Origin of the sequence: Streptomyces sp. AK08-02, assembly GCF_033795085.1 — a bacterium.
GTDB classification, from domain to species: domain Bacteria; phylum Actinomycetota; class Actinomycetes; order Streptomycetales; family Streptomycetaceae; genus Streptomyces; species Streptomyces echiniscabiei.
Genome location: NZ_JARAZV010000015.1, coordinates 221169 through 241089, shown reverse-complemented (window position 1 = coordinate 241089; position 19921 = coordinate 221169). Strand labels below are relative to the sequence as shown.

Genomic DNA, 19921 nt, shown 5'->3' with positions numbered 1-19921 from the left:
TTCGGGAAACTCGAAGAGGTCGTTCATGTGAGGTCACCTTCGGGTGCGTGCGATTCGAACGTCTGATTGAAGGGGCTGTGTGCGCCGGCCGAGGCGCGCATCTTCCGGCGGGCCCGGTTGAGCCGTGACCGGACGGTGCCGACCGGGATGTCCAGGGCCTCGGCGATCTCCTGGTAGGTGAACTCGGCCCAGGCGAACAGCAGCAGTACGTGCCGGTCGCCCTCGGAGAGCCTGGTCAGCGACTTGGCGAGGGGCCGGGAGACGGCCTGCGCGGCGACGCGGTCGTCGGCGGAGTCGGTCCATGCCTCGGCCACCGGATCGTGCCCGGTCCGGGCGAGCAGCTTCAGCGCTCTCACCTCCTCGCGGCGATACCGGCTGATCAGTTTCGCCGCGATCCCGTACAGCCAGGGGCGGACGCCGGCGCGCTCGCTGTCGTAGCGGGCCCGTATCCGGAAAGCGGTCAGGAAGGTCTCGGCGGTGACGTCGTCGGCCGCGTCGGCACCGAGGCGCCGGGCGACGTACCGATGGATGGCGGGCGCGTAGCGGTCGAAGAGCGCCGCGAAGCGCTCCGGTTCATCGAGCGACGCCGCGATCAGCACGGCATCCGCCTCCACACCGGCCCCCTGGGAGGGCCGGCACAGCGAATCAGTCATGGACGGGTCCGTGTCGTCAGAGGGTCGTGGGAACTGCACAGGCTTCACCCAGTACTTGCCAACGAACGTCAATCGGGTTCACGACCTGTCTCCGGTTGCCCTTCCCAGCCCGTCCGCGCGTGCTGCCTTTCAGCCTGTCCGGCGCGTGCTGCCTTTCAGCCCGTCCGGCGCGTGCTGCCTTTCAGCCCGTCCGGCGTTTGAGGACAAGGCCCTTCAGGCCGAAGGGGGGTCTGGGGGCACAGCCCCCAGGAACGGGCGCCCCCAACCCCCGCCAAACCCGCGGAGCGCGTCTCACCGGACGGACCACGTTTCCACCACGTTTCCCAAAACGGCTACGCTCCCCCCGTGGCTGAGATCCAGATTCCCGCTGACATCAAGCCCGCCGACGGACGTTTCGGCGCGGGCCCCTCCAAGGTGCGGACGGAAGCGCTGGACGCGCTGGCCGCCACCGGTAGCTCCCTCCTCGGTACCTCCCACCGCCAGGCCCCGGTCAAGAACCTGGTCGGCAAGGTACGCGAGGGCATCTCCGCGCTGTTGCAGCTCCCCGACGGCTACGAGGTCGTCCTCGGCAACGGCGGCTCGACCGCGTTCTGGGACGTCGCGACGCACGGCCTGATCGAGAACAAGTCGCAGCACCTCACGTTCGGTGAGTTCAGCTCGAAGTTCGCGAAGGCCGCCAAGCTCGCCCCCTGGCTCGCCGACCCGACCGTGATCTCCTCGGACCCGGGCACCCACCCGGACCCGGAGGCCGAGGCGGGCGTCGACGTCTACGCCTACACGCACAACGAGACGTCCACCGGTGTCGCCGCCCCCATCAAGCGCGTAGCGGGCGGGGACGAGGGCTCCCTCGTCCTCGTGGACGCGACGTCCGGTGCCGGCGGTCTGCCCGTGGACATCGCCGAGACCGACGTCTACTACTTCGCCCCGCAGAAGTCCTTCGCGGCGGACGGCGGGCTCTGGCTCGCCGCGTTCTCCCCGGCGGCGATCGAGCGCGCCGAGCGCATCCACGCGAGCGGACGCCACATCCCGGAGTTCTTCAGTCTCCCCACCGCGATCGACAACTCGCGCAAGAACCAGACGTACAACACCCCGGCCCTCTCCACCCTGTTCCTGCTCAACGAGCAGCTGGAGTGGATCAACGGCCAGGGCGGCCTGGACTGGGCCGTGCGCCGCACCGCCACCTCCGCCCGCAACCTGTACGGCTGGGCCGAGGACGTCAAGTACGCGAACCCGTTCGTCACCGACCCGGCCAAGCGCTCGCAGGTCATCGGCACGATCGACTTCGCGGACGAGATCGACGCCGCCGCCGTCGCCAAGGTCCTGCGTGCCAACGGCATCGTGGACACCGAGCCCTACCGCAAGCTCGGCCGCAACCAGCTCCGCGTCGCGATGTTCCCGGCGATCGACCCGGCGGACGTCGAGGCCCTGACGAAGTGCGTCGACTACGTGATCGAGAAGCTCTGACCTTCTCCCGTACGACGAAGGGGGCGCCCGGTGCTGGTCACCGGGCGCCCCCTTCGTCATGCCGGTACGGGGTGGCCACGGACCGTCACTCGTACTTCTCGGCGGGGGCGCAGTCCATGTAGGAGCCGGACTCGTACGCCGCCCGGTCGCTGTCGCGTTCGCGGATCGCCTCGACGAGGCGGGCGTGGTCCTGGAACTGCTCGGGGCGCAGGGTCTCGCCGAAGTGGTCGAGCAGCGAGTCCCGGATCACCTCGCCCAGGTCCGCGTGCAACTCGGCCAGCACGGTGTTGTGGGACGCCGTGACCACGGCCAGATGGAAGGCCACGTCGGCGTTCGCGAAACCGACCCGGTCCCCGGCCGACCAGGCCTCCTGCCGTTGCTGCAGCAGGAGTTCGAGCCGCTCCAGGTCGTCCGGGGTACGGCGGGCGCAGGCCAGCCGCGCCGCTCGGATCTCCAGGGCGCTGCGGACGTCGGTGATGTCCTCCCGCCGGGCCTTCTCGAAGCGGGTCCGCATCATGCCGGCGAGTTCGCTGGTCGCCTGCACATACGACCCCGAGCCGTGGCGGATCTCCAGCAGGCCGGTGTGCGCCAGGGCACGGACCGCCTCACGCACCGTGTTCCGAGCCACGCCGAGCTGTTCGACCAGCTCCGTCTCGGTCGGGATGCGCGAGCCCACGGGCCAGGCGCCGGAGGTGATCTGCCGCCGCAACCGGGTGATCACCTGGTCGGAAAGCGCTTGGCGGCGAACGGGATCCATAGTCATCCTCTCAGACTACGTCGATTCTCACCCAATGAACCTCCCTACGACTCACTGAGTCACCGAGTCATCGACTCATCCCATGACTCTATCTACAAACCACTAGACATCGAGTCATGGGATGAGTCTACGATGGGGCCTATGCCGAAGAGTGAGTCCAACAGGCCCGCCTCGCACCCCGACCCGCAATCCGTCCAGCACCCCGACCCGCGCACCTCCCCGAACGCCATCCACAGCGCCCCTCGGGGCACCTCCCGAGGCACCCCCCGGAACACGCGCCGCCTGGCGCTGGCGGCGCTCGTACTCGCGGCCCTGAACCTGCGGCCGGGGGTCACCAGCCTCGGGCCGGTCCTCGAAGAGGTGCGCGACAGCCTGTCCATGAGCGGCACGACGAGCGGGGTCCTCACCTCGATCCCCGCCGCCTGCTTCGCCCTGGTCGGCTCCACGGCCCCGGCTCTCGCCCGGCGCTACGGCGCGGCCGGCGCCATCGCCGCCGCCGGCGTGGTGCTGACGGCCGGACTCGCGCTTCGGCCGTTCGCCACCGACCCCGCACTGTTCGTCGTACTGACAGCCCTGTCGCTCGCCGGTATCGCCATCGCCAACGTGCTGCTCCCGGCCGTCGTCAAGGAGCGCTTCCCCGACCGGGTGGGCGCGATGACCGGCCTGTACTCCATGGCACTGAACGCGGGCGCCTCGTCCGCCGCCGCCGTGACCGTCCCGCTGACCGAGGCGTTCGGCGGCGACTGGCGGTACGGCCTGGGGGCCTGGTCGGTGCTGGCCGCCATGGCCGTGCCTCCCTGGCTGGCCCTGGCCCGCCGCAGACCACCACCGGGACCCGACCCGGTGGACGCGGACGCCCCGCAGCAGCCTCCGCCCCGGGGCCGACTCTCCCGGGATCCCACCGCCTGGGCGCTCACCGCCTACTTCGGGCTACAGGCGAGCTCCGCCTACATCATCATCGGCTGGCTGCCCCAGATCTTCCGCGACTCCGGCCTCTCCGCCCAGACCGCGGGCCTGCTCTTCTCGGGCACCTCACTGCTCGGCGTACCCCTCTCCTTCGCCCTGTCGGCCCTGGCCGGGAAGTTGCGGCACCAGAGCGGGATCGCGGCGGCGATCGGCGTGTGCGGCCTGGCCGGATTCACGGGCCTGTGGGCCGATCCGGCGTCCACGCCCTGGCTCTGGGCGTTCCTGCTGGGCGTGGCCAACTGCTCCTTCCCACTGGCCCTGACGATGATCGGCATGCGCGGCCGGGACGGCGCCTCCGTCGTCCGCCTCTCCGGGTTCGTACAGGGCTTCGGGTATCTGCTGTCGATCCCCGGGCCCGTCGTCGTGGGCGTTCTCTACGACCACTCCGACGGCTGGCGACTGCCCCTGGGCTTCGTTCTGCTGCTGACCCTGGTACAGATCGCGGCGGGCCTGGTGGCGGGCCGAAACCGCCAGATCGGCTGAGTCGTCGAATCGGCTGGATCGACTGGATCGACTGGATCGCCAAATCAATTGAATCGAATCAATCGATCCCATTGACTGTGCAGCGACAATACTCGTAGATTTGAACGAGTAAGCGGAAACCAGAAAGAACGAGCAGCCGCCGAACTGCCGAATCCGCCACCCATAGCCGGTCGGCGAGAAATTCCGTAAACCGCACCAGAAAAACCGTTGTTCGTGACGGCGCCCCCATGCACAGAAGCGCCGTTCTTCAATCATGCGGAAAAGGGAAACAAATGAGCACAGATGCAATGTCCCGTACTCGTCTCGCCGCCACCTGCCTGACCGACCTCCTCGCCGAACAGACACGCCTCTCACCGGACCGGATCGCCGTGGTCCACGAGGCCGAGAGCCTGACGTTCTCGCAGCTCATGGACCGAGGGCAGGAGTTGGGCGCGTTCCTGAGGCAGGTCGGCGTGACCCGGGGCAGCCGCGTCGGCGTGTTCATGGAACCGTCGCTCGACCTGATGACGACCGTGTGGGGAATCCTGTGGGCCGGCGGCTCCTACGTACCCCTTTCCCCGGAATACCCCGGCGAGCGCATCGCGTACATGATGGCGGACGCCGGAGTGGAAATAGTCCTCACCCAGGAATTACTCCGCCCCGCCCTCCAGGAACTGTCCCCCGTGGGAGTTCGAGCCGTCACCCTCGACGAGGTTTTCCAGTCGCCGGAAGTGAACGGAAACGGAATGGGCGGGAATGAAAAGAAAAGCAGCAGGGGGAGGGAAGCGGGAGAGGGAGAGAAAAAGGAGGAGGGAAAGCCCGGGGCCGAGGATCTCGCCTACGTCATCTACACCTCCGGCAGCACCGGAAAGCCGAAGGGCGTGATGGTCGAGCACCGGAGCATCGTCAACCAGATGCGCTGGCTGCACACCGCCCAGGGAATCGACGCCGGCGAGATCATCCTCCAGAAGACCCCCATGAGCTTCGACGCGGCACAGTGGGAGATCCTCGCCCCCGCCTGCGGCAGCACGGTGGTGATGGGAGCCCCCGGCGTCTACCGCGACCCCGAGGCGATCATCGCCACCATCAGGCGGCACGGCGTGACCACCCTGCAGTGCGTCCCCACCCTCCTCCAGGCGCTCCTCGACACCGAGAACCTCTCCGCCTGCGGCTCCCTGCGCCACATATTCAGCGGCGGCGAGGCGCTCTCCCGAAGCCTCGCCGCCCAGTGCCTCGACACGATGCCGACGGCCCGGCTGGTCAACCTGTACGGCCCCACCGAGTGCACCATCAACGCCTCGGCCTTCGTCGTGGACCGTGCGGCGGTGGACGACGGACCGCGCACCATGCCGGTGGGTACGCCCGTCAGCGGCACCACCTTCCACATCCTGGACCCGCAGGGGAAGCCGGTCGCGATCGGCGAGATCGGCGAACTGCACGTCGGCGGGATCCAGGTGGCCCGCGGCTACCTCGGCCGCCCCGACCTCACGGCCGACCGGTTCCTGGACGACCCCTTCTCCACCACCCCCGGAGCCCGTCTCTACCGCACCGGCGATCTGGCCCACTTCAACGCCGACAGCACGGTCCAGTTCGTCGGCCGCGCCGACAACCAGGTCAAGCTGCGCGGCTACCGGGTCGAGCTCGACGAGATCCGCCAGACGATCGAGACCCACGACTGGGTCCGCGGCGCGGCCGTCCTGCTGCACGACAACGATGCCACCGGGTTCCAGAACCTGGTCGCCTTCGTCGAGCTCAACCCCAAGGAAGCCGCCGTGATGGACCAGGGCAACCACGGCTCGCACCACCAGTCCAAGCGCAGCAGGCTCCAGGTCAGGGCCCAACTGGCGCACTCCGGCTGCCGTGACGCCGCCGAACTCGACGGCCGGCCCGTGGTCGAACTCCCCGGCGCCGAGGCCACCTCCGAGCAGCGCGCCCGAGCCTTCGCCCGCAAGACGTACCGCTTCTACGAGGGCGGGACCGTCGGCCGGGACGACATCCTGCGCCTCCTGGCCCCCCGCCCCCGGCCGCAGCACCCCGCGCGCCACCTCGCCGACCTGCCCCGGGCCGAACTCGGCGCGCTCCTGCGGAACTTCGGCCGACACGTCAGTGACCAGCGCCTGCTGCCCAAATACGCCTACGCCTCACCCGGCTCCCTCTACGCCACGCAGCTGTACCTCGAACTCGACGGTGTGGGCGGGATACCCGCGGGTCTGTACTACTACCACCCGCTCCACCACCACCTGGTGCTCGTCGGCCCGGCCCACCCGGACACGGACACGGATGCGGATACGGATACGGATACGGGTACGGGTGCAGGCACGGGCACGGGTACGCACCGGGCTCCCCGTGCGCGAGTCCACTTCCTCGGCAAGCACCGGGCGATCGAACCGGTCTACCGCAACAACATCCGCGAGGTCCTGGAGATCGAGGCCGGGCACATGGTCGGCCTGTTCGAGGAGATCCTGCCTGCCCACGGCCTCGGCATCGCGGCCACGGAGTACCTGCCCTCCGTCAAGGACCGTCTCGACTGCGCCGAGGAGGACCACTACCTGGGCACGTTCGAACTCCTGCCCAGCGACGCCGCCGAGAACTCGGCCGGGTACGACATCTACGTCCAGGCCCACTCCGGCCGGGTCGAGGGTCTCCCGGCCGGCCAGTACCGGTACACCGACGGCAGCCTCGTACGGATCTCCGACGACCTGGTGGCCAAGAAGCACGTCATCGCCATCAACCAACGGGTCCACGAGCGGGCCGGTTTCGGGGTCAGCCTCGTCGCCACCAGCCCCGACTCCTGGCGGCAGTACCTCGACCTGGGCCGCAAACTCCAGCGCCTCCAGATGAACGACCTCGGCCTCGGCTTCATGTCCTCGGGCTACAGCTCCAAGTCCGGCAACGACCTGCCCTCGGCCAAGCAGCTGACCAGGATCCTCACCGACTGCGGACTGCCCACCGGACCGTCGTACTTCTTCGTGGGCGGGCGGGTCAGCGACGAGCAGTTGCGCGGCGAGGACATGAAGGAGGACTCGGTGCACATGCAGGGGCCGGCCGAGCTGATCAAGGAGGATCTGGCCGGACTGCTGCCCCGCTACATGCTGCCCAACCGGATCGTCGTCCTGGACCGGCTGCCGCTCACCGCCAACGGGAAGATCGACAACAAGGCGCTCGAAGCGTCCCAGCAGACCGAACTAGCCCTGTCCGGGCGGGCGTTCGTCGCCCCCCGCACCCGCTCGGAGCGTCGGGTCCGGGATGTCTGGCAGACGGTGCTCAAGCGCGAACAGGTCTCCGTCGTCGACGACTTCTTCGAACTGGGCGGCAACTCCCTGCTCGCCGTGGCCCTCGTCGGCCGACTGAACGCGGACTTCGGCCAGAAGATGCCGCTGCAGGTACTGTTCGAGGCCCCGACCGTCGAGAAGCTCGCCGCCCGCCTCGACACCGAGACGTCCGCGCCGCTGACCCGGCTGGTGCCGCTCCAGCCCGAGGGCACCGGCACCCCGCTGCACTGCTGGCCCGGCCTCGGCGGCTACCCCATGAACCTGCGCCCGCTGGCCACCGCCCTGGGCAACGACCGGCCCGTCCACGGGGTTCAGGCGTACGGCATCAACAGCGGCGAGGTCCCGTACGCCACCGTCCGCGAGATGGCGACCGCGGACGTCGAGGCGATCCGGGAGATCCAGCCGCACGGCCCCTACCTTCTGTGCGGTTACTCGTTCGGCGCCCGGGTCGCCTTCGAGGCGGCCTACCAGCTGGAGCAGGCGGGCGAGTTGGTGGAGCACCTGTTCCTCGTCGCCCCCGGCCAGCCCCGGTTGCGCCCCCAGGACGCCCAGGGAGCGGGCCACCGCGCGGACTTCGGCGACCGTGCCTTCCTCGCCATTCTCTTCTCGGTCTTCGCCGGCACGGTCAGCGGCCCGGCACTGGACGAGGCTCTGCGGACCGTCAGGGACGAGGACGGCTTCGTCGCCTTCGTCACCGCCCGCTTCCCCGGCCTGAGCGAGGAACTCGTACGCGCCGTCACGGGCGTCGTCCGGCAGACCTACTCCTTCACCTACGAGTTCGACGAGCTGACCGGCCGGCGCCTCGACGCCCCGGTGACGCTCGTCAAGGCGACTGACGACAACTACTCGTTCATCGAGCGCAGCGAGCGCGGGGGCGGGTTCTCCACCCGCCCACCGGCCGTCCACCAACTGCGGGCCGGCCACTACGAGTTGCTGCGCGAGCCGTACGCCGCCGAACTCGCCGCGCTGCTCAACGCCCGGATCGACGCGACGACTGGCGCCACGACCGCCGCCACCACAGGCCTCAGCACCACCATCACCACCGTCGCCACCGTCGCCACCGGCATCAGCGCCGCCGACGTCATCACGTCCACGCGTCCGGGCCGACCGGCCCACGCCGTTCTCCAGGAGGTCGGAGTGCCCCACATCAACATCAAGCACTTCCCGGTGCCCATCACCGACGAGCAGGAACGGGAACTGGTCACCGCGGTCACGGCGGCCGTGCGAAACGCCTTCGGCTGCAAGGAAGATGTCGTCTCCATCGCACTCGAACCCGTCACCGCGGACGTGTGGAACGAGCGGGTCTACGTGCCCGAGATCGTCGACCGGCAGGACCTGTTGCGCAAGACGCCCAACTACTGACCGACGTCACCTCCATCGCCTCGACCGCCTCGACCGCCGACCGCCCTTCAGCAAAGGACCTTTCACATGACGCTCTCCGCCCGCGGAAACGGACACGGACAAGGACACGGACACCGTCCGGTGCCCCTGGTGTTCACCGACGAGGTGGCAGCGGCGCTCGCCGACGGCGACCCGGTGGTGGCCCTGGAGTCGAACGTCATCACCCACGGCCTCCCCTACCCCGACAACGCGGCCACCGCCCGCAAGGTGGAGGAGGCGGTACGGACCGGCGGCTCGGTGCCCGCCACCATCGGCATCGACGGCGGTCGCATCCTGGTCGGGATGACCGACGCGGACATCGAGCGCTTCGCGGACACTCCGGGTATCCCGAAGGTGAGCAGCAGGGACCTCGGGGCCGTTCTCGCCTCGGGCGGGATGGGAGCCACCACCGTCGCGTCCTCGCTGGTCGCGGCGGAACTCGCCGGGATCCCCTTCTTCTCGTCGGCGGGCATCGGCGGCGTCCACCGCGGCGCCGAGACCACCATGGACGTCTCCTCGGACCTGATCCAGTTCACCCGGTCGAAGGTGGCCGTCGTCTGCGCCGGCGCGAAGAAGATCCTCGACCTCGGCCTGACCATGGAGTTCCTGGAGACCCACTGCGTCCCCGTCATCTCGTACGGCTACGACGACTTCCCCGCCTTCTACTGCCGCTCCAGCGGACTGCGCGCACCGCAACGCCTCGACGACGAGGCCCTGATCGCCCGTGCCGTCGAGACCCACTGGGCCCTGGGCAACCCCGGCGGTGTCCTCGTCACCAGCCCCACCCGGGAGGAGGACGCGATCGACGGGCAGGACATCGAGGCCGCCATCGCCGGGGCCCTGCGCGGCGCCGCCGACGACGGGGTGCGGGGCGGCGCCGTCACGAAGTACGTGATGCGTGCCGTGGACCGCGCCACCGAGGGACGGTCCGCGCTGGCCAACATGGCCGTACTCATCCACACCGCCGAGGTCGGCGGCCGGCTCGCCGCGGCCCACGCCCGGCTCCGACGCGAGGACAACCGATGACCCCGGCGAAGCCAGTCCCACTGCCCCTGCCGCTGCCCCAGATCCAGCCCCGAATCCAGCCCCGATCCGATCCCCAGGAGACAACTGTGACCCGCGTGGCGATGTTCGACCTGGACGGCACGCTCGTCGACTCGCCGCGGGCGATCGTGGAGGCGTTCGCCGTCGCCTTCGAGGCGATGGGGGCCGACCCCCGGGACCCGGCGGACGTCCGGGCGACCATCGGTCTGCCGCTTGAGCAGGCGTTCGGCAAACTGCTCGGGGTGCCGCAGGACGACCCCCGGGTCGCCGAGGGCGTCGCCCAGTACCAGCAGGCGTTCCGCACGGTCATCCTGCCCCGCGCCCGGTCCCTGGTGTTCCCCGGCGTCGCCGAGGGCCTCGACGAACTGCGCCGCAGGGGAGTCGTCCTGACGGTGGCCACGAGCAAGTTCCACACCAGCGCCGACGCACTGCTGACCGCCGCCGGCCTGCGCGACCACTTCACGGTCCTGATCGGCGCCGACGACGTCACCTACCCCAAACCCCACCCGGAGTCGGGGCTGCGGATCCTCGAACAGCTGGACGCCCGCCCCGAGCACGCCGTGATGGTCGGCGACACGACCCACGACCTGCGGATGGCCGAGGCGGCCGGTATCGCCTCGGTCGCGGTCACCTACGGGGTGCACCAGCGGGCCGAACTGGAGTCGGCCCGCCCGACATACGTCGCCGAGACGTTCCCCGAGGTCGTGGCGCACATCATCGGCACACTGCCCGACAGCGACCTGCCCGACAGCACCCTGGCCGGGAACACCCTGGTCGAGGACATGCTGAACGACCGCACCCACCACATCGAGTTCAACGGCCACCTCACCAACCACGTGAAGCACGCCGTCGTCGCCCTGGCCGGCCTCGGCATCGACCCTGAGCGGATCAAGGCCTACCACGACAACTACGTCACCCTCACGCCGTACGGCTGCCCGGTCGAGCCGGCCCGGGCGCCGCAGCAGACCATCGACGACGACAACTGGCTCCAACTCCTGGGCAAACGACAGGACTTCGCCGCCTACTGCGAGTTCTTCGACCGCCGCGAGCAGGAACTCGGACTGGCGGAGATGCTGCGGCGCTATCTGCCGCCCCTGCTCTCCGGCTGGGTCGGCGCCCTCCAGCACGCGACCATCCATCTGGGCTGGGCGCTGGACGCCGGCAACCGCTGGATGGCCATCGAGGGCATCGCGTACCTGGCCTTCGCCCACGTCGACTGCCACCCCGAACGCGCCACCGTCTCGGAGGCGTACGGCGCCGAGCTGCCCAAGGACTCGCTGCTGCGCATCGCCCACTACTGGGAGGCCAACCGGCAGGAGCTCGGCGCCTGGGTACAGAACCTGGTCGACGACACGACGGCCGACATCCACCCCGAGCTCCTCAGGTCCGGCCTGCAGCACCGGATCGCCCGCATACTGGGCGAGGGCCACCCCCGCGTCTACGAGACGCCCGTCTGGGTCAACGACCAGGACACCGACGCCAGTTGGGACCAGCTCGGCTATCTGGTCACCCTCCTCTACCTGGCGGAACCGGGGGACTTCCTCCTGCTGCACCTGATGACCGCGCTGCACGCCATGCGGCACATCGCGGACGCCCTCCCCGCCGAGCAGCGCCCCGAAGCGGTGAAGTGCTACTGGACCGGCATCCTCGGCGTCCTGTTCTCCCGCGGCCACTTCGCGAGCCCCGGAAAGCTCACGGCGCTCGACAGCCTCTTCGGCGTCGACACGGCCGTGGACGACGTCACCGACCCTCGCTGGGCCCGCGAATGGGAGTGGCTCGTCGCCCGAGCCGCCGAGGAGGAGGAAGAGCACAACCCGAAGCTCGTCTACGTGATGCGCGAGATGTGGCACCGCTCGGGCGGCCGGTCCGTCTACCGCGTCGCCGCCGGCCAGTTCACCGCGACACCCGAACTGCCCTCCACCTTCGAACAGCCGCCGGTCGACTGACCATCGCCGTCCACCAACTCACGTACGAGGAGCCGAACATGACCACCGCGACAGCAACCAGCGCGACAACAACCGCAGCGACCACAACCACACCGACCAGCGTCACCGCACCCACCCTTCAGACGTACCTGGACCGCAACGTCCACCTGCTCCCCCAGACCGACCAACTGCGCGCCCTGCACACGGCCGTCCGCGACCGCGACGCCCCCCGCGAGGACTTCGTCTTCTACGCCGGCCGCATCATCCGCCTGCTCACCGAGGCCGCCCTGAACCTCCTGCCCTTCGAGCCGTACGACGTCACCACGCCCGTGGGCAGCACCTACCGGGGTCTGCGCTTCGCGAACAAACTGTGCGGGGTGCCGATCATCCGCGCCGGCGAGAGCATGGAGGCCGAACTGCGGGCGGTGGTCCCGGGGATCAGGATCGGGAAGGTCCTCATCCAGCGGGACCCGACGACCAAGCAACCGCACCTGTACTACACGAAGCTCCCCGACGACATCGCCGACCGTCACGTGCTCTTACTCGACCCGATGCTGGCGACCGGCGGCACGGCGATCGCCGCCATCGAGGTCCTGCGCGGACTCGGGGTGCCGGAGGAACACATCGTCTTCGTCAACTTCATCACCGTGGCGGAGGGAATCACCGCCGTGTGCGAGCGCTACCCCGGCGTACGGATCGTCACGTCCGCCATCGAGGAGGGCCTGAGCGAGCACGCGTACATGCTGCCCGGCATAGGCGACTTCGGCGACCGCTACTTCGGCACGGCAGGCTAGAACCTGTAAGGCCTGCGAGAACCCGCACCGACTGCGAGACCACGGCCGAGGGCCGCACCCCGAGCTGGGATGCGGCCCTCGGCACACGTACCGCTCAGGAGGTCCAGCCGCCGTACGGCACGGTGATGAGTTCCATGGCGTGGCCCGCCGGGTCCATGAAGTACACGCCGCGGCCACCGTCATTGACGTTGATCGCGCCGGGCTGCTTCCGGTGGGGATCGGCGTAGTGCTCGACGCCGCGCTGCCTGATCTGCGCATACGCCGCGTCGAACTCCTCCTCGGAGACCAGGAAGGCGTAGTGCTGCGGGGTGATGCTGTCGGCGGGGATCGTGGCGAAGTCCAGCGTGACGCCGTTGCTCAGATCGACGCCGATGAACGGGCCCCACTCGGCGGTGATCTCAAGGCCGAGCAGGTTCGCGAAGAACTCCGCGGACTCCCGGTTGTCCCGGGCGTGGACGATCGTGTGGTTCAACTCGACTGACAAGGAATGCCTCCGAAGGCATGTCCCGACACCTCCATGCCTCACCCAGCCGGTGACCGACACGCGATGCCGCCGTACATCCTAGTCTCCGGCGTGTGCGGAGCGGCAGGTCGGCGGAGGAGGGGGCCCGGCGAGTCACCGGGCCCCTCCTCCCTCCCTCCCTCCCTCACTCACTCACTCACTCACTCACTCACTCACGTCGCCGTACAGCTCACCGCAGGCGTCCCCCCGCCTCCCGGTGCTCCTCCGAAGCCGAAGCTCGCCGAACCGCCCACCGCCACGCTCCCGTTGTGAACCGCGTTCACAGCGGTCACCGTCGACCCCGACTGTGTGTACGTCGCGTTCCACATGCTCGTGACCGCCTGTGAACCGCCCCAGGTCCACGTCACCTTCCAGGACTTGAGCGCGACCGTGCCCGAATTGGTCACCTTCACCTCGGCGTTGAACCCGCCACCCCAGTCGCTGCTGACGGCATAGGTGGCAGCGCAGGCCGCGGTACTACCGCCACCACCGCCCCCTCCTCCGCCGCCGCTCCCCGGGAAGCCGGGCGCCTTCACGCTCGCCAGATATCCGTCCTTCACGGTGTCCACCGACGACCAGTCGTCCTTCAGAATGCCGCCCGTGTCACCGGAGTTGGGGTTCCAGGACCAGAAGGTCCAGTGGAAGGAGTCCGAGCCGTACGTCGCTGTCGGCCGCAGATAGTCCACCAGCGCGGCCAGCCACCGCTGGTCCACGGTCGACTGGAGTGTCGTACCGAACTCCCCCACCCACACCGGCGCGATGTTCTGCTTGAAGATGTAGCCCCAGTACTTGTCCCAGATGCCCGGCATGTTGGCGGGGAACGAGGGATCGCTGAACCAGCTCTGCTGGGCCACGCTCGTCGCGTAGTCGTGGGCGGAGTACACGACCCGGTTCGCCACGCTCAGCTGCACCGGATACTGCGCGACCCCCATCAGGTTGCCGCCCCACCAGCCGGAGACCCCGTTGAACGTCTGCACGCCCTCCACGAACACCAGCAGCTGCGGATTCACGCCGAGAACCGCGTTGCCCGCCCGCTGTGCCGCCAGCCGCCAGTCCTTCGTCGTGTCACCGCAGCCCCAACAGGCCGGATCGTGCGGCTCGTTGTGCAGATCGATGCCGATGACCGCGTCCTGCCCGACGTAACGCGTCGCCAGCGCCTTCAGGTTGGCGATCCACGTCGACTCGGGCACCGCCGCCGTGTACCAGAGCGCCGACTGCCCGCCCGAGTCCGGCCGGTGCCGGTCCAGGATGACCTTGAGGCCGATCTGACCGGCGTACGCGACCAACTTGTCCATGACCTGCAGGGAGCCCAGTCCCTGCAGATCGGCGTTCTTGCCACTGCTGAAGTCGATGCTGTTGGGGACGGTGGAGGACTTGAAGATGTCGTCGCTGTACGGCAGCCGGATGGTGTTGTAGCCGAGCGACTTCATCTGGTCGATCATGCTCTTGTAGTCGCGGGACCAGAGGCCGTGCACCACGTAGTTACCGGTCTCGAAGCCGAACCAGTTGATACCGGCGATCCGGACGGGCTGCCCGGCCGCGTCCAGGATCTGCCGCCCGCTGGTGTGCCAGTAGCCGGCACCGGCGTCCGCCGCTCGGACATCCGCCGCATGCGCGGCCTGCGCACCGGCTCCCAGCGGCAACAGAAGCACGGCGGCGGCAGCGCACAGGGCTCTTCTCAGGGTACGGAAGCGGAACATGTCGCTTGTTCCTCTCGGGAGGCGCGGCCCCGGAATCGATGGGAGCGCTCCCATATACCGCGCACCTCCCAGGAAACTGACACAACATGCCCACGTCAATACTCACGGCATCCTGGGATCCCGGGACGCGTACGGCTTTCGACAACCGACAGCGACTCGCCCACTCAGCCACTCAGCCACTCAGCCACTCAGGGGCGAAGGCTCCCGGCAGCACCGCACAGTCACGAAGGCCGCCGCCGAAGCCGCTTCAGCCCGAGATAGGCGAGCAGAAGCACGCCGACAACGACAGCTCCGTTCCTGACGTTCCCGCCCGAGTCCCCGCCCCCGTCGTCTCCCGAGGCCGAACTCCCGTTGCCACCGCCTGAGTCGGAGCCACCGGACTTCCCGTACGACGGAGCGTCCTCGGCCTCGACACCGCTTTCGGCGCCCTCACTCCCGTACATGAGCTTGGACCCGTCACGGCTGTACGTGACCGACTCCCCCTGCCCCTGCAGGGGCACGTCGAGCTGCCCCTGCCGCTTGAGCTTGCCGCCGTTCCAGGCGTAGGAGACACCTCCGAAGTACCCGCGTACGGCCAACTGCCGCCCGTCGGGCGAGAAGGCGGCGTCGGTGGCCCACATGTCGACGGGGGCGACGGGCCTGAAGACGTTGGTGCCGGAGGAGGAGAGCTTGGCGGGCCCGGCGTAGAGATGCCCGCCGTCCTCCTGCTTGTCGATGATGTAGACGCGCCCGGTCTTCGGATGCACGACAAGGGACTCGGCATCACGCGAGCCGTCCGAGTACTTCACGACGTACTGCGTGGCCCGGATCGTCTGGTTCCTGAGCACCTTGGGCTCGGGGAGCCGGTAGATCCACACGTAGTCCCAGGTCACGCCGTCGTTGTCGCCGATGTCGCCGACGTAGATCTGGTTGTTCGGCCCGATGGAGATGGCCTCGATGTCGCGGGGCGTGCCAACGCCCTTCATGGTGACGGTGGCGACGGTCTGCCCGGTCGCGCTGTCGATCGCGTACAGGAAGGCACCGTCGTCACTGTCGTTGTGGGTCCAGTAGACGCCGGGGTGGAGACGGGAGGCGGCGAGACCGCTGGACTCGGTGATCCGCGGGTCCTTGATGGTGAAGTCCTGGTCACCATCGGCGGCGGAGGCGGGCGCGGCGAGCACCCAGACGAGTAGGCCCCCGGCGAGGAGGGCGAGCGATCGGCGCATGCCCTCAAGCGTGCCATCCCGGCGATCGATACGAGGCCCACGACCCTGACCGCCCCGCCGGATCAGCCACCGGCACAACTAACCGCAATCTGACATACACCTGACACCGGGTGGCCCGACTCACACACCACACCCGGCCCACGCCCCTCCTCCGATCCCTCATCATGAGCGGATGCTCAGGTTGATGCCCGTAGGCGACTCCATGACGATCGGCAGCGCCGGTGAACACACCTGGCGCTACCGGCTGTGGCAGCACCTGCGGGAGACGTACGGCGGCCCGTTCCGGATCGTCGGCCCGCGCGAGGCGCTGTACGACAAGGCGACGGACACCGCCGACTCGTACGAGTACGCCGACCCGGACTTCCCCCGCGCCCATCTGGCCGGCTGGGGCGAGGGCTGGCAGCACATGACCCCGCTGATCGCGGACGCCGTACGCGCCCACAAGCCCGACGTCCTCCTGGTCTCCCTGGGCCTGATCGACCTGGGCTTCTACACGGACGCGGAACAGACGGCCGAGAACACCCGCCTCTTCGTGGCCGAGGCGCGCCGCTCCAACCCCCGTATCGCCATAGCCCTGTTGCCGGTGATCCCGAACGTCCGCGCGCAGACGGACCCGCCCTTCGCCGCCCAGGTCACCCGCTTCAACGAACTCCTGGCGAAAACGGCGGCCGACCTGGACGAACCCCGCTCACCCCTGCTCCTGGCGTCGCCGCCCCCCTCGTACGACATCAACCACGACACGTACGACGGCACGCATCCCAACGCGAGCGGCGAGCACAAGATCGCGGGGGCGTTCGCGGACTCCCTGTACGAGGCGTGGGATCTGGGGGAGCGGTACGGGGCTGAAACCAGCTGACCGAATCCGCGCGTGCCATGGTCACCCGGCAACGCAGCCTCGCTCGCCCCCCACCGTCAGGCATCGATGAGACCCACGTCACATTCACTCAGGTCTGTCACATCTCATCGCTCCGTCCCGTCGTCCATGTGTAACGCCCGATGAGGGCAGCACCCAAGACGGAGGAGCTCATCATGGAAGCCCGCCTGAACCTCTTCGCCAACCCGGTCGTGACCAAGGCCACGAAGCACCTCGTCGCGGCGGGCAAGGCGGCCGCGGACTCGGCCCTGCCGCTCGCGACGCAGGAACTGGTGAGGCTCCGCGCCAGCCAGATCAACGGCTGCGGATTCTGCACCGACATGCACGTCAAGGACGCGGCCGCCGCGGGCGAGACCGCGCAGCGCCTTCACCTGGTCGCGGCCTGGCGTGAGGCCAAGGTCTTCACCGACGCCGAGCGCGCCGCGCTGGAACTCGCGGAGCAGGGCACCCGTATCGCGGACGCGGCCGGCGGGGTCACGGACGAGGCCTGGGCGAACGCCGCCAAGTACTACGACGAGGAGCAGCTCGCCGCCCTGGTCCTCACCATCACCCTGATCAACGCCTTCAACCGGATGAACGTCATCGTCCAGCAGCCCGCCGGCGACTACCAGCCGGGCATGTTCGCCCAGCTCTGACGACGGCGACAGCGACGGGGTGAGAACGGGAGCGGGGCCGCCCGGCGCGGGAAGCCGGGCGGCCCCACCGCTCAAGCGGCCCCGTTGTCACCCCAGAGCATCGGGACCGGCTCAGAACATCGTGTTGTCGTTGGCCGAGGTGGCGGGCACGTCCTGCAGTACGTCCCAGTGCTCGACGATCTTCCCGTTCCGCACCCGGAACAGGTCCACGACGGCCTGCCCGCGCTCGCCCGGAGCGTTCACGTAGTGGCTGTGCACGGCGACCAGATCCCCTTCCGCCACCACCCGCTTTCGCGAGACGGCCAGCTCCGGGAACGCCTGGAAGTACCCGCCGAGTCCCGCCCGCGCGCCGGCCACACCGTCCGCGATGTTGGGATTGTGCTGGTGGTACTCCGTCCCCCAGTACTTGTCGAGCGCGGACAGGTCCTTGTCGACGATGAGCCGGTCGAACGCCTTGGTCACGAGCTTCTTGTTGTAGGCGGTGAGCCACCGCGACCCCGGCTGCTCGCTCTGCGGCCGGCTGACCGTCGAGAACATGTCGTTGCCGTTGGCGCTGGTGTCCGGCACGTTCTGTCCGGTGTCCCAGTGCTCGGCGATCTTCCCGCCCCGGAACCGGAAGATGTCGAACACGGCCGAGCCCCGACTCCCCGGCGTCAGTACGACGTTGGAGTGCACGAGGACGAGATCGCCCTCCGAGATGACCCGCTTGACGTCGTACTTCGCCTCGGGGAACTGCTGGTGCACGCCGGTGGCCAGGTTCTTCAGCGGCCCGGAGCCGTCGGCCGCGAGGGGGTTGTGCTGGATGTAGTCGGGCCGCACGAACCTGTCCACGACCGCGGTGTCACCCTGCTCGAAGACACCCTTGAGGACGCGTACGGCAACACCCTTCTGGTAGTCGAGCCGGGCGCCGTCACCGACATGCCCGACGGCATGACGCGCACTCGTGGACGGCGAGGCGACGGCGGGCACGGTCGCGGCGCCCAGCAGGGCGGACGCGGCGAGCGCGGCAACAAGGGCACGGCGGACGGACATGTGCGGGGCAGGCATGTGGGGGGTCACAGTGCTCCCTCTCTCGGGATCTTTCGCGATCTTGACGATGAATCAGAATCTTGAAACTTAAAGCGAGTGGCGCTGCGCATACGTAAGCACTAACCAGGAGTTAGTGTCAAGGTTCGTCACCCCTGCCACCCCGCCCCTCCCGACCCGCCCTTGCCTAGAGCGCACTCCACGACGTTGGCTGAACAGTCATGGAGTACACGCAGCTCGGACGCACAGGACTCAAGGTCAGCCGACTCGTCCTCGGGACCATGAACTTCGGCCCCCAGACCGACGAAGCCGACAGCCACGCGATCATGGACGCGGCCCTGGAAACGGGCATCAACTTCTTCGACACCGCCAACGTCTACGGCTGGGCCGAGAACAAGGGCCGTACGGAATCGATCATCGGCAACTGGTTCGCCAAGGGCGACGGCCGCCGCGAAAAGACGGTCCTCGCCACCAAGGTGTACGGCAACATGGCCGCCGACGGCGCGGCCTGGCCCAACCACGACAAGCTCTCCGCGCTGAACATCCGCCGCGCGGTCGACGCATCGCTCAAGCGCCTGCAGACCGACTACATCGACGTCTACCAGTTCCACCACATCGACCGCTCGACCCCCTTCGAGGAGATCTGGCAGGCGATCGACACCCTCGTGCGGCAGGGCAAGATCCTGTACGTCGGGTCCTCCAACTTCCCGGGCTACAAGATCGCCCAGGCCAACGAGATCGCCGCCCGCCGCGGCGGCACCATCGGGCTCGTCAGCGAGCAGTGCCTCTACAACCTCGCCGAGCGGCGCGCCGAGATGGAGGTCATCCCGGCCGCGCAGGAGTACGGCCTCGGGGTCATCCCCTGGTCGCCGCTGCACGGCGGACTGCTCGGCGGCGTCATCAAGAAGGAGGTCCAGGGCGGCCGGCGTGCGAGTGGCCGTGCGGCCGACACCCTCGCCGACCCCGCCAAGCGCGCCCAGATCCAGGCGTACGAGGACCTGCTGGAGAAGCACGGCGTCGAACCCGGCGAGGCGGCTCTCGCCTGGCTGCTCACCCGCCCCGGCGTGACCGGCCCGATCGTCGGCCCGCGCACCGCCGAGCAGTTGGAGTCGGCGGTACGGGCGTCCGAACTGGAGCTGAGCGACGAACTGCTGACCTCACTCGACGAGATCTTCCCGGGCCCGGGCCCGTCACCGGAGGCCTTCGCCTGGTGAGGCGACGGTCGTCACGGCGGTCCTAGGACCTGTCCGGCAGGTGATCGG

Annotated in this window: 15 protein-coding genes; 9 read left to right on the top strand and 6 right to left on the bottom strand. The window is 68.9% G+C overall.

All coding sequences use genetic code 11. The annotated features are described in order from the left end of the window. Positions 1 to 23 precede the first annotated feature (23 nt). On the bottom strand, positions 24 to 653 hold the full coding sequence (locus tag PV734_RS30615; RefSeq protein ID WP_319292901.1) for a sigma-70 family RNA polymerase sigma factor: 630 nt from the start codon (positions 651 to 653) through the stop codon (positions 24 to 26). 345 nt (positions 654 to 998) lie between these two features. Between PV734_RS30615 and serC the strand changes: the two genes are divergently transcribed. Beyond that, on the top strand, positions 999 to 2117 hold the full coding sequence (gene serC / locus PV734_RS30610; protein WP_319095453.1) for a phosphoserine transaminase: 1119 nt from the start codon (positions 999 to 1001) through the stop codon (positions 2115 to 2117). An 85-nt stretch (positions 2118 to 2202) separates the two neighbouring features. Here serC and PV734_RS30605 read toward each other — a convergent pair whose 3' ends face one another. Further along, complete coding sequence (locus tag PV734_RS30605) at positions 2203 to 2880, bottom strand: FadR/GntR family transcriptional regulator (RefSeq protein ID WP_415924291.1); 678 nt, start codon at positions 2878 to 2880, stop codon at positions 2203 to 2205. A gap of 135 nt (positions 2881 to 3015) precedes the next feature. On the opposite strand from PV734_RS30605, the gene PV734_RS30600 reads away from it, so the two are divergent. The 5 genes from PV734_RS30600 to upp all read left to right on the top strand — a co-directional run bounded on the left by PV734_RS30600 (position 3016) and on the right by upp (position 12717). Continuing rightward, positions 3016 to 4323: an MFS transporter gene (locus PV734_RS30600; protein WP_319292899.1), complete on the top strand. Its 1308-nt coding sequence runs from the start codon at positions 3016 to 3018 to the stop codon at positions 4321 to 4323. Between the two features lie 272 nt (positions 4324 to 4595). Continuing rightward, a complete protein-coding gene (locus PV734_RS30595; protein WP_319292897.1) occupies positions 4596 to 8936 on the top strand; it encodes an amino acid adenylation domain-containing protein in 4341 nt (1446 codons plus the stop codon). Between the two features lie 66 nt (positions 8937 to 9002). Next, positions 9003 to 9980, top strand: a complete 978-nt coding sequence (locus PV734_RS30590) for a pseudouridine-5'-phosphate glycosidase (protein WP_319292895.1) — start codon at positions 9003 to 9005, stop codon at positions 9978 to 9980. 86 nt (positions 9981 to 10066) lie between these two features. Next, positions 10067 to 11944 (top strand): HAD-IA family hydrolase, encoded by a 1878-nt coding sequence (locus PV734_RS30585; RefSeq protein WP_319292893.1) that lies wholly within the window; start codon positions 10067 to 10069, stop codon positions 11942 to 11944. A 38-nt stretch (positions 11945 to 11982) separates the two neighbouring features. Then, positions 11983 to 12717, top strand: coding sequence for a uracil phosphoribosyltransferase (upp, locus tag PV734_RS30580; RefSeq protein ID WP_319292891.1), 735 nt, complete (start codon positions 11983 to 11985; stop codon positions 12715 to 12717). Positions 12718 to 12811: 94 nt separating this feature from the next. On the opposite strand, the gene PV734_RS30575 is transcribed toward upp, so the two are convergent. The 3 genes from PV734_RS30575 to PV734_RS30565 all read right to left on the bottom strand — a co-directional run bounded on the left by PV734_RS30575 (position 12812) and on the right by PV734_RS30565 (position 16124). After that, on the bottom strand, positions 12812 to 13201 hold the full coding sequence (locus PV734_RS30575) for a VOC family protein (RefSeq protein WP_319292889.1): 390 nt from the start codon (positions 13199 to 13201) through the stop codon (positions 12812 to 12814). A gap of 191 nt (positions 13202 to 13392) precedes the next feature. Next, entirely contained in the window at positions 13393 to 14919 is a 1527-nt protein-coding gene (locus PV734_RS30570) for a cellulase family glycosylhydrolase (protein ID WP_319292887.1), read from the bottom strand. 221 nt (positions 14920 to 15140) lie between these two features. Beyond that, entirely contained in the window at positions 15141 to 16124 is a 984-nt protein-coding gene (locus tag PV734_RS30565; protein ID WP_319095461.1) for a WD40 repeat domain-containing protein, read from the bottom strand. Positions 16125 to 16296: 172 nt separating this feature from the next. On the opposite strand from PV734_RS30565, the gene PV734_RS30560 reads away from it, so the two are divergent. Further along, a complete protein-coding gene (locus tag PV734_RS30560) occupies positions 16297 to 16980 on the top strand; it encodes a GDSL-type esterase/lipase family protein (RefSeq protein ID WP_319095462.1) in 684 nt (227 codons plus the stop codon). Between the two features lie 173 nt (positions 16981 to 17153). After that, positions 17154 to 17633, top strand: a complete 480-nt coding sequence (locus tag PV734_RS30555; RefSeq protein ID WP_319292885.1) for a carboxymuconolactone decarboxylase family protein — start codon at positions 17154 to 17156, stop codon at positions 17631 to 17633. Between the two features lie 111 nt (positions 17634 to 17744). On the opposite strand, the gene PV734_RS30550 is transcribed toward PV734_RS30555, so the two are convergent. Next, complete coding sequence (locus PV734_RS30550; RefSeq protein WP_319095465.1) at positions 17745 to 18680, bottom strand: nuclear transport factor 2 family protein; 936 nt, start codon at positions 18678 to 18680, stop codon at positions 17745 to 17747. A gap of 200 nt (positions 18681 to 18880) precedes the next feature. Here PV734_RS30550 and PV734_RS30545 point away from each other — a divergent pair, with 200 nt between their 5' ends. Continuing rightward, positions 18881 to 19873 carry an aldo/keto reductase gene (locus PV734_RS30545; RefSeq protein ID WP_319095466.1) on the top strand — a complete coding sequence of 331 codons (993 nt, stop codon included), beginning with the start codon at positions 18881 to 18883 and terminating at the stop codon, positions 19871 to 19873. Positions 19874 to 19921 lie beyond the last annotated feature (48 nt).

Excerpts from the sequence above, each read along its gene's own strand:
- PV734_RS30615 (WP_319292901.1), bottom strand. The coding sequence starts at position 653 with ATGACTGATTCGCTGTGCCGGCCCTCCCAGGGGGCCGGTGTGGAGGCG.
- PV734_RS30605 (WP_415924291.1), bottom strand. The coding sequence starts at position 2,880 with ATGACTATGGATCCCGTTCGCCGCCAAGCGCTTTCCGACCAGGTGATC.
- PV734_RS30600 (WP_319292899.1), top strand. The coding sequence starts at position 3,016 with ATGCCGAAGAGTGAGTCCAACAGGCCCGCCTCGCACCCCGACCCGCAA.
- PV734_RS30595 (WP_319292897.1), top strand. The coding sequence starts at position 4,596 with ATGAGCACAGATGCAATGTCCCGTACTCGTCTCGCCGCCACCTGCCTG.
- PV734_RS30590 (WP_319292895.1), top strand. The coding sequence starts at position 9,003 with ATGACGCTCTCCGCCCGCGGAAACGGACACGGACAAGGACACGGACAC.
- upp (WP_319292891.1), top strand. The coding sequence starts at position 11,983 with ATGACCACCGCGACAGCAACCAGCGCGACAACAACCGCAGCGACCACA.
- PV734_RS30570 (WP_319292887.1), bottom strand. The coding sequence starts at position 14,919 with ATGTTCCGCTTCCGTACCCTGAGAAGAGCCCTGTGCGCTGCCGCCGCC.
- PV734_RS30565 (WP_319095461.1), bottom strand. The coding sequence starts at position 16,124 with ATGCGCCGATCGCTCGCCCTCCTCGCCGGGGGCCTACTCGTCTGGGTG.
- PV734_RS30560 (WP_319095462.1), top strand. The coding sequence starts at position 16,297 with ATGCTCAGGTTGATGCCCGTAGGCGACTCCATGACGATCGGCAGCGCC.
- PV734_RS30555 (WP_319292885.1), top strand. The coding sequence starts at position 17,154 with ATGGAAGCCCGCCTGAACCTCTTCGCCAACCCGGTCGTGACCAAGGCC.
- PV734_RS30550 (WP_319095465.1), bottom strand. The coding sequence starts at position 18,680 with ATGCCTGCCCCGCACATGTCCGTCCGCCGTGCCCTTGTTGCCGCGCTC.
- PV734_RS30545 (WP_319095466.1), top strand. The coding sequence starts at position 18,881 with ATGGAGTACACGCAGCTCGGACGCACAGGACTCAAGGTCAGCCGACTC.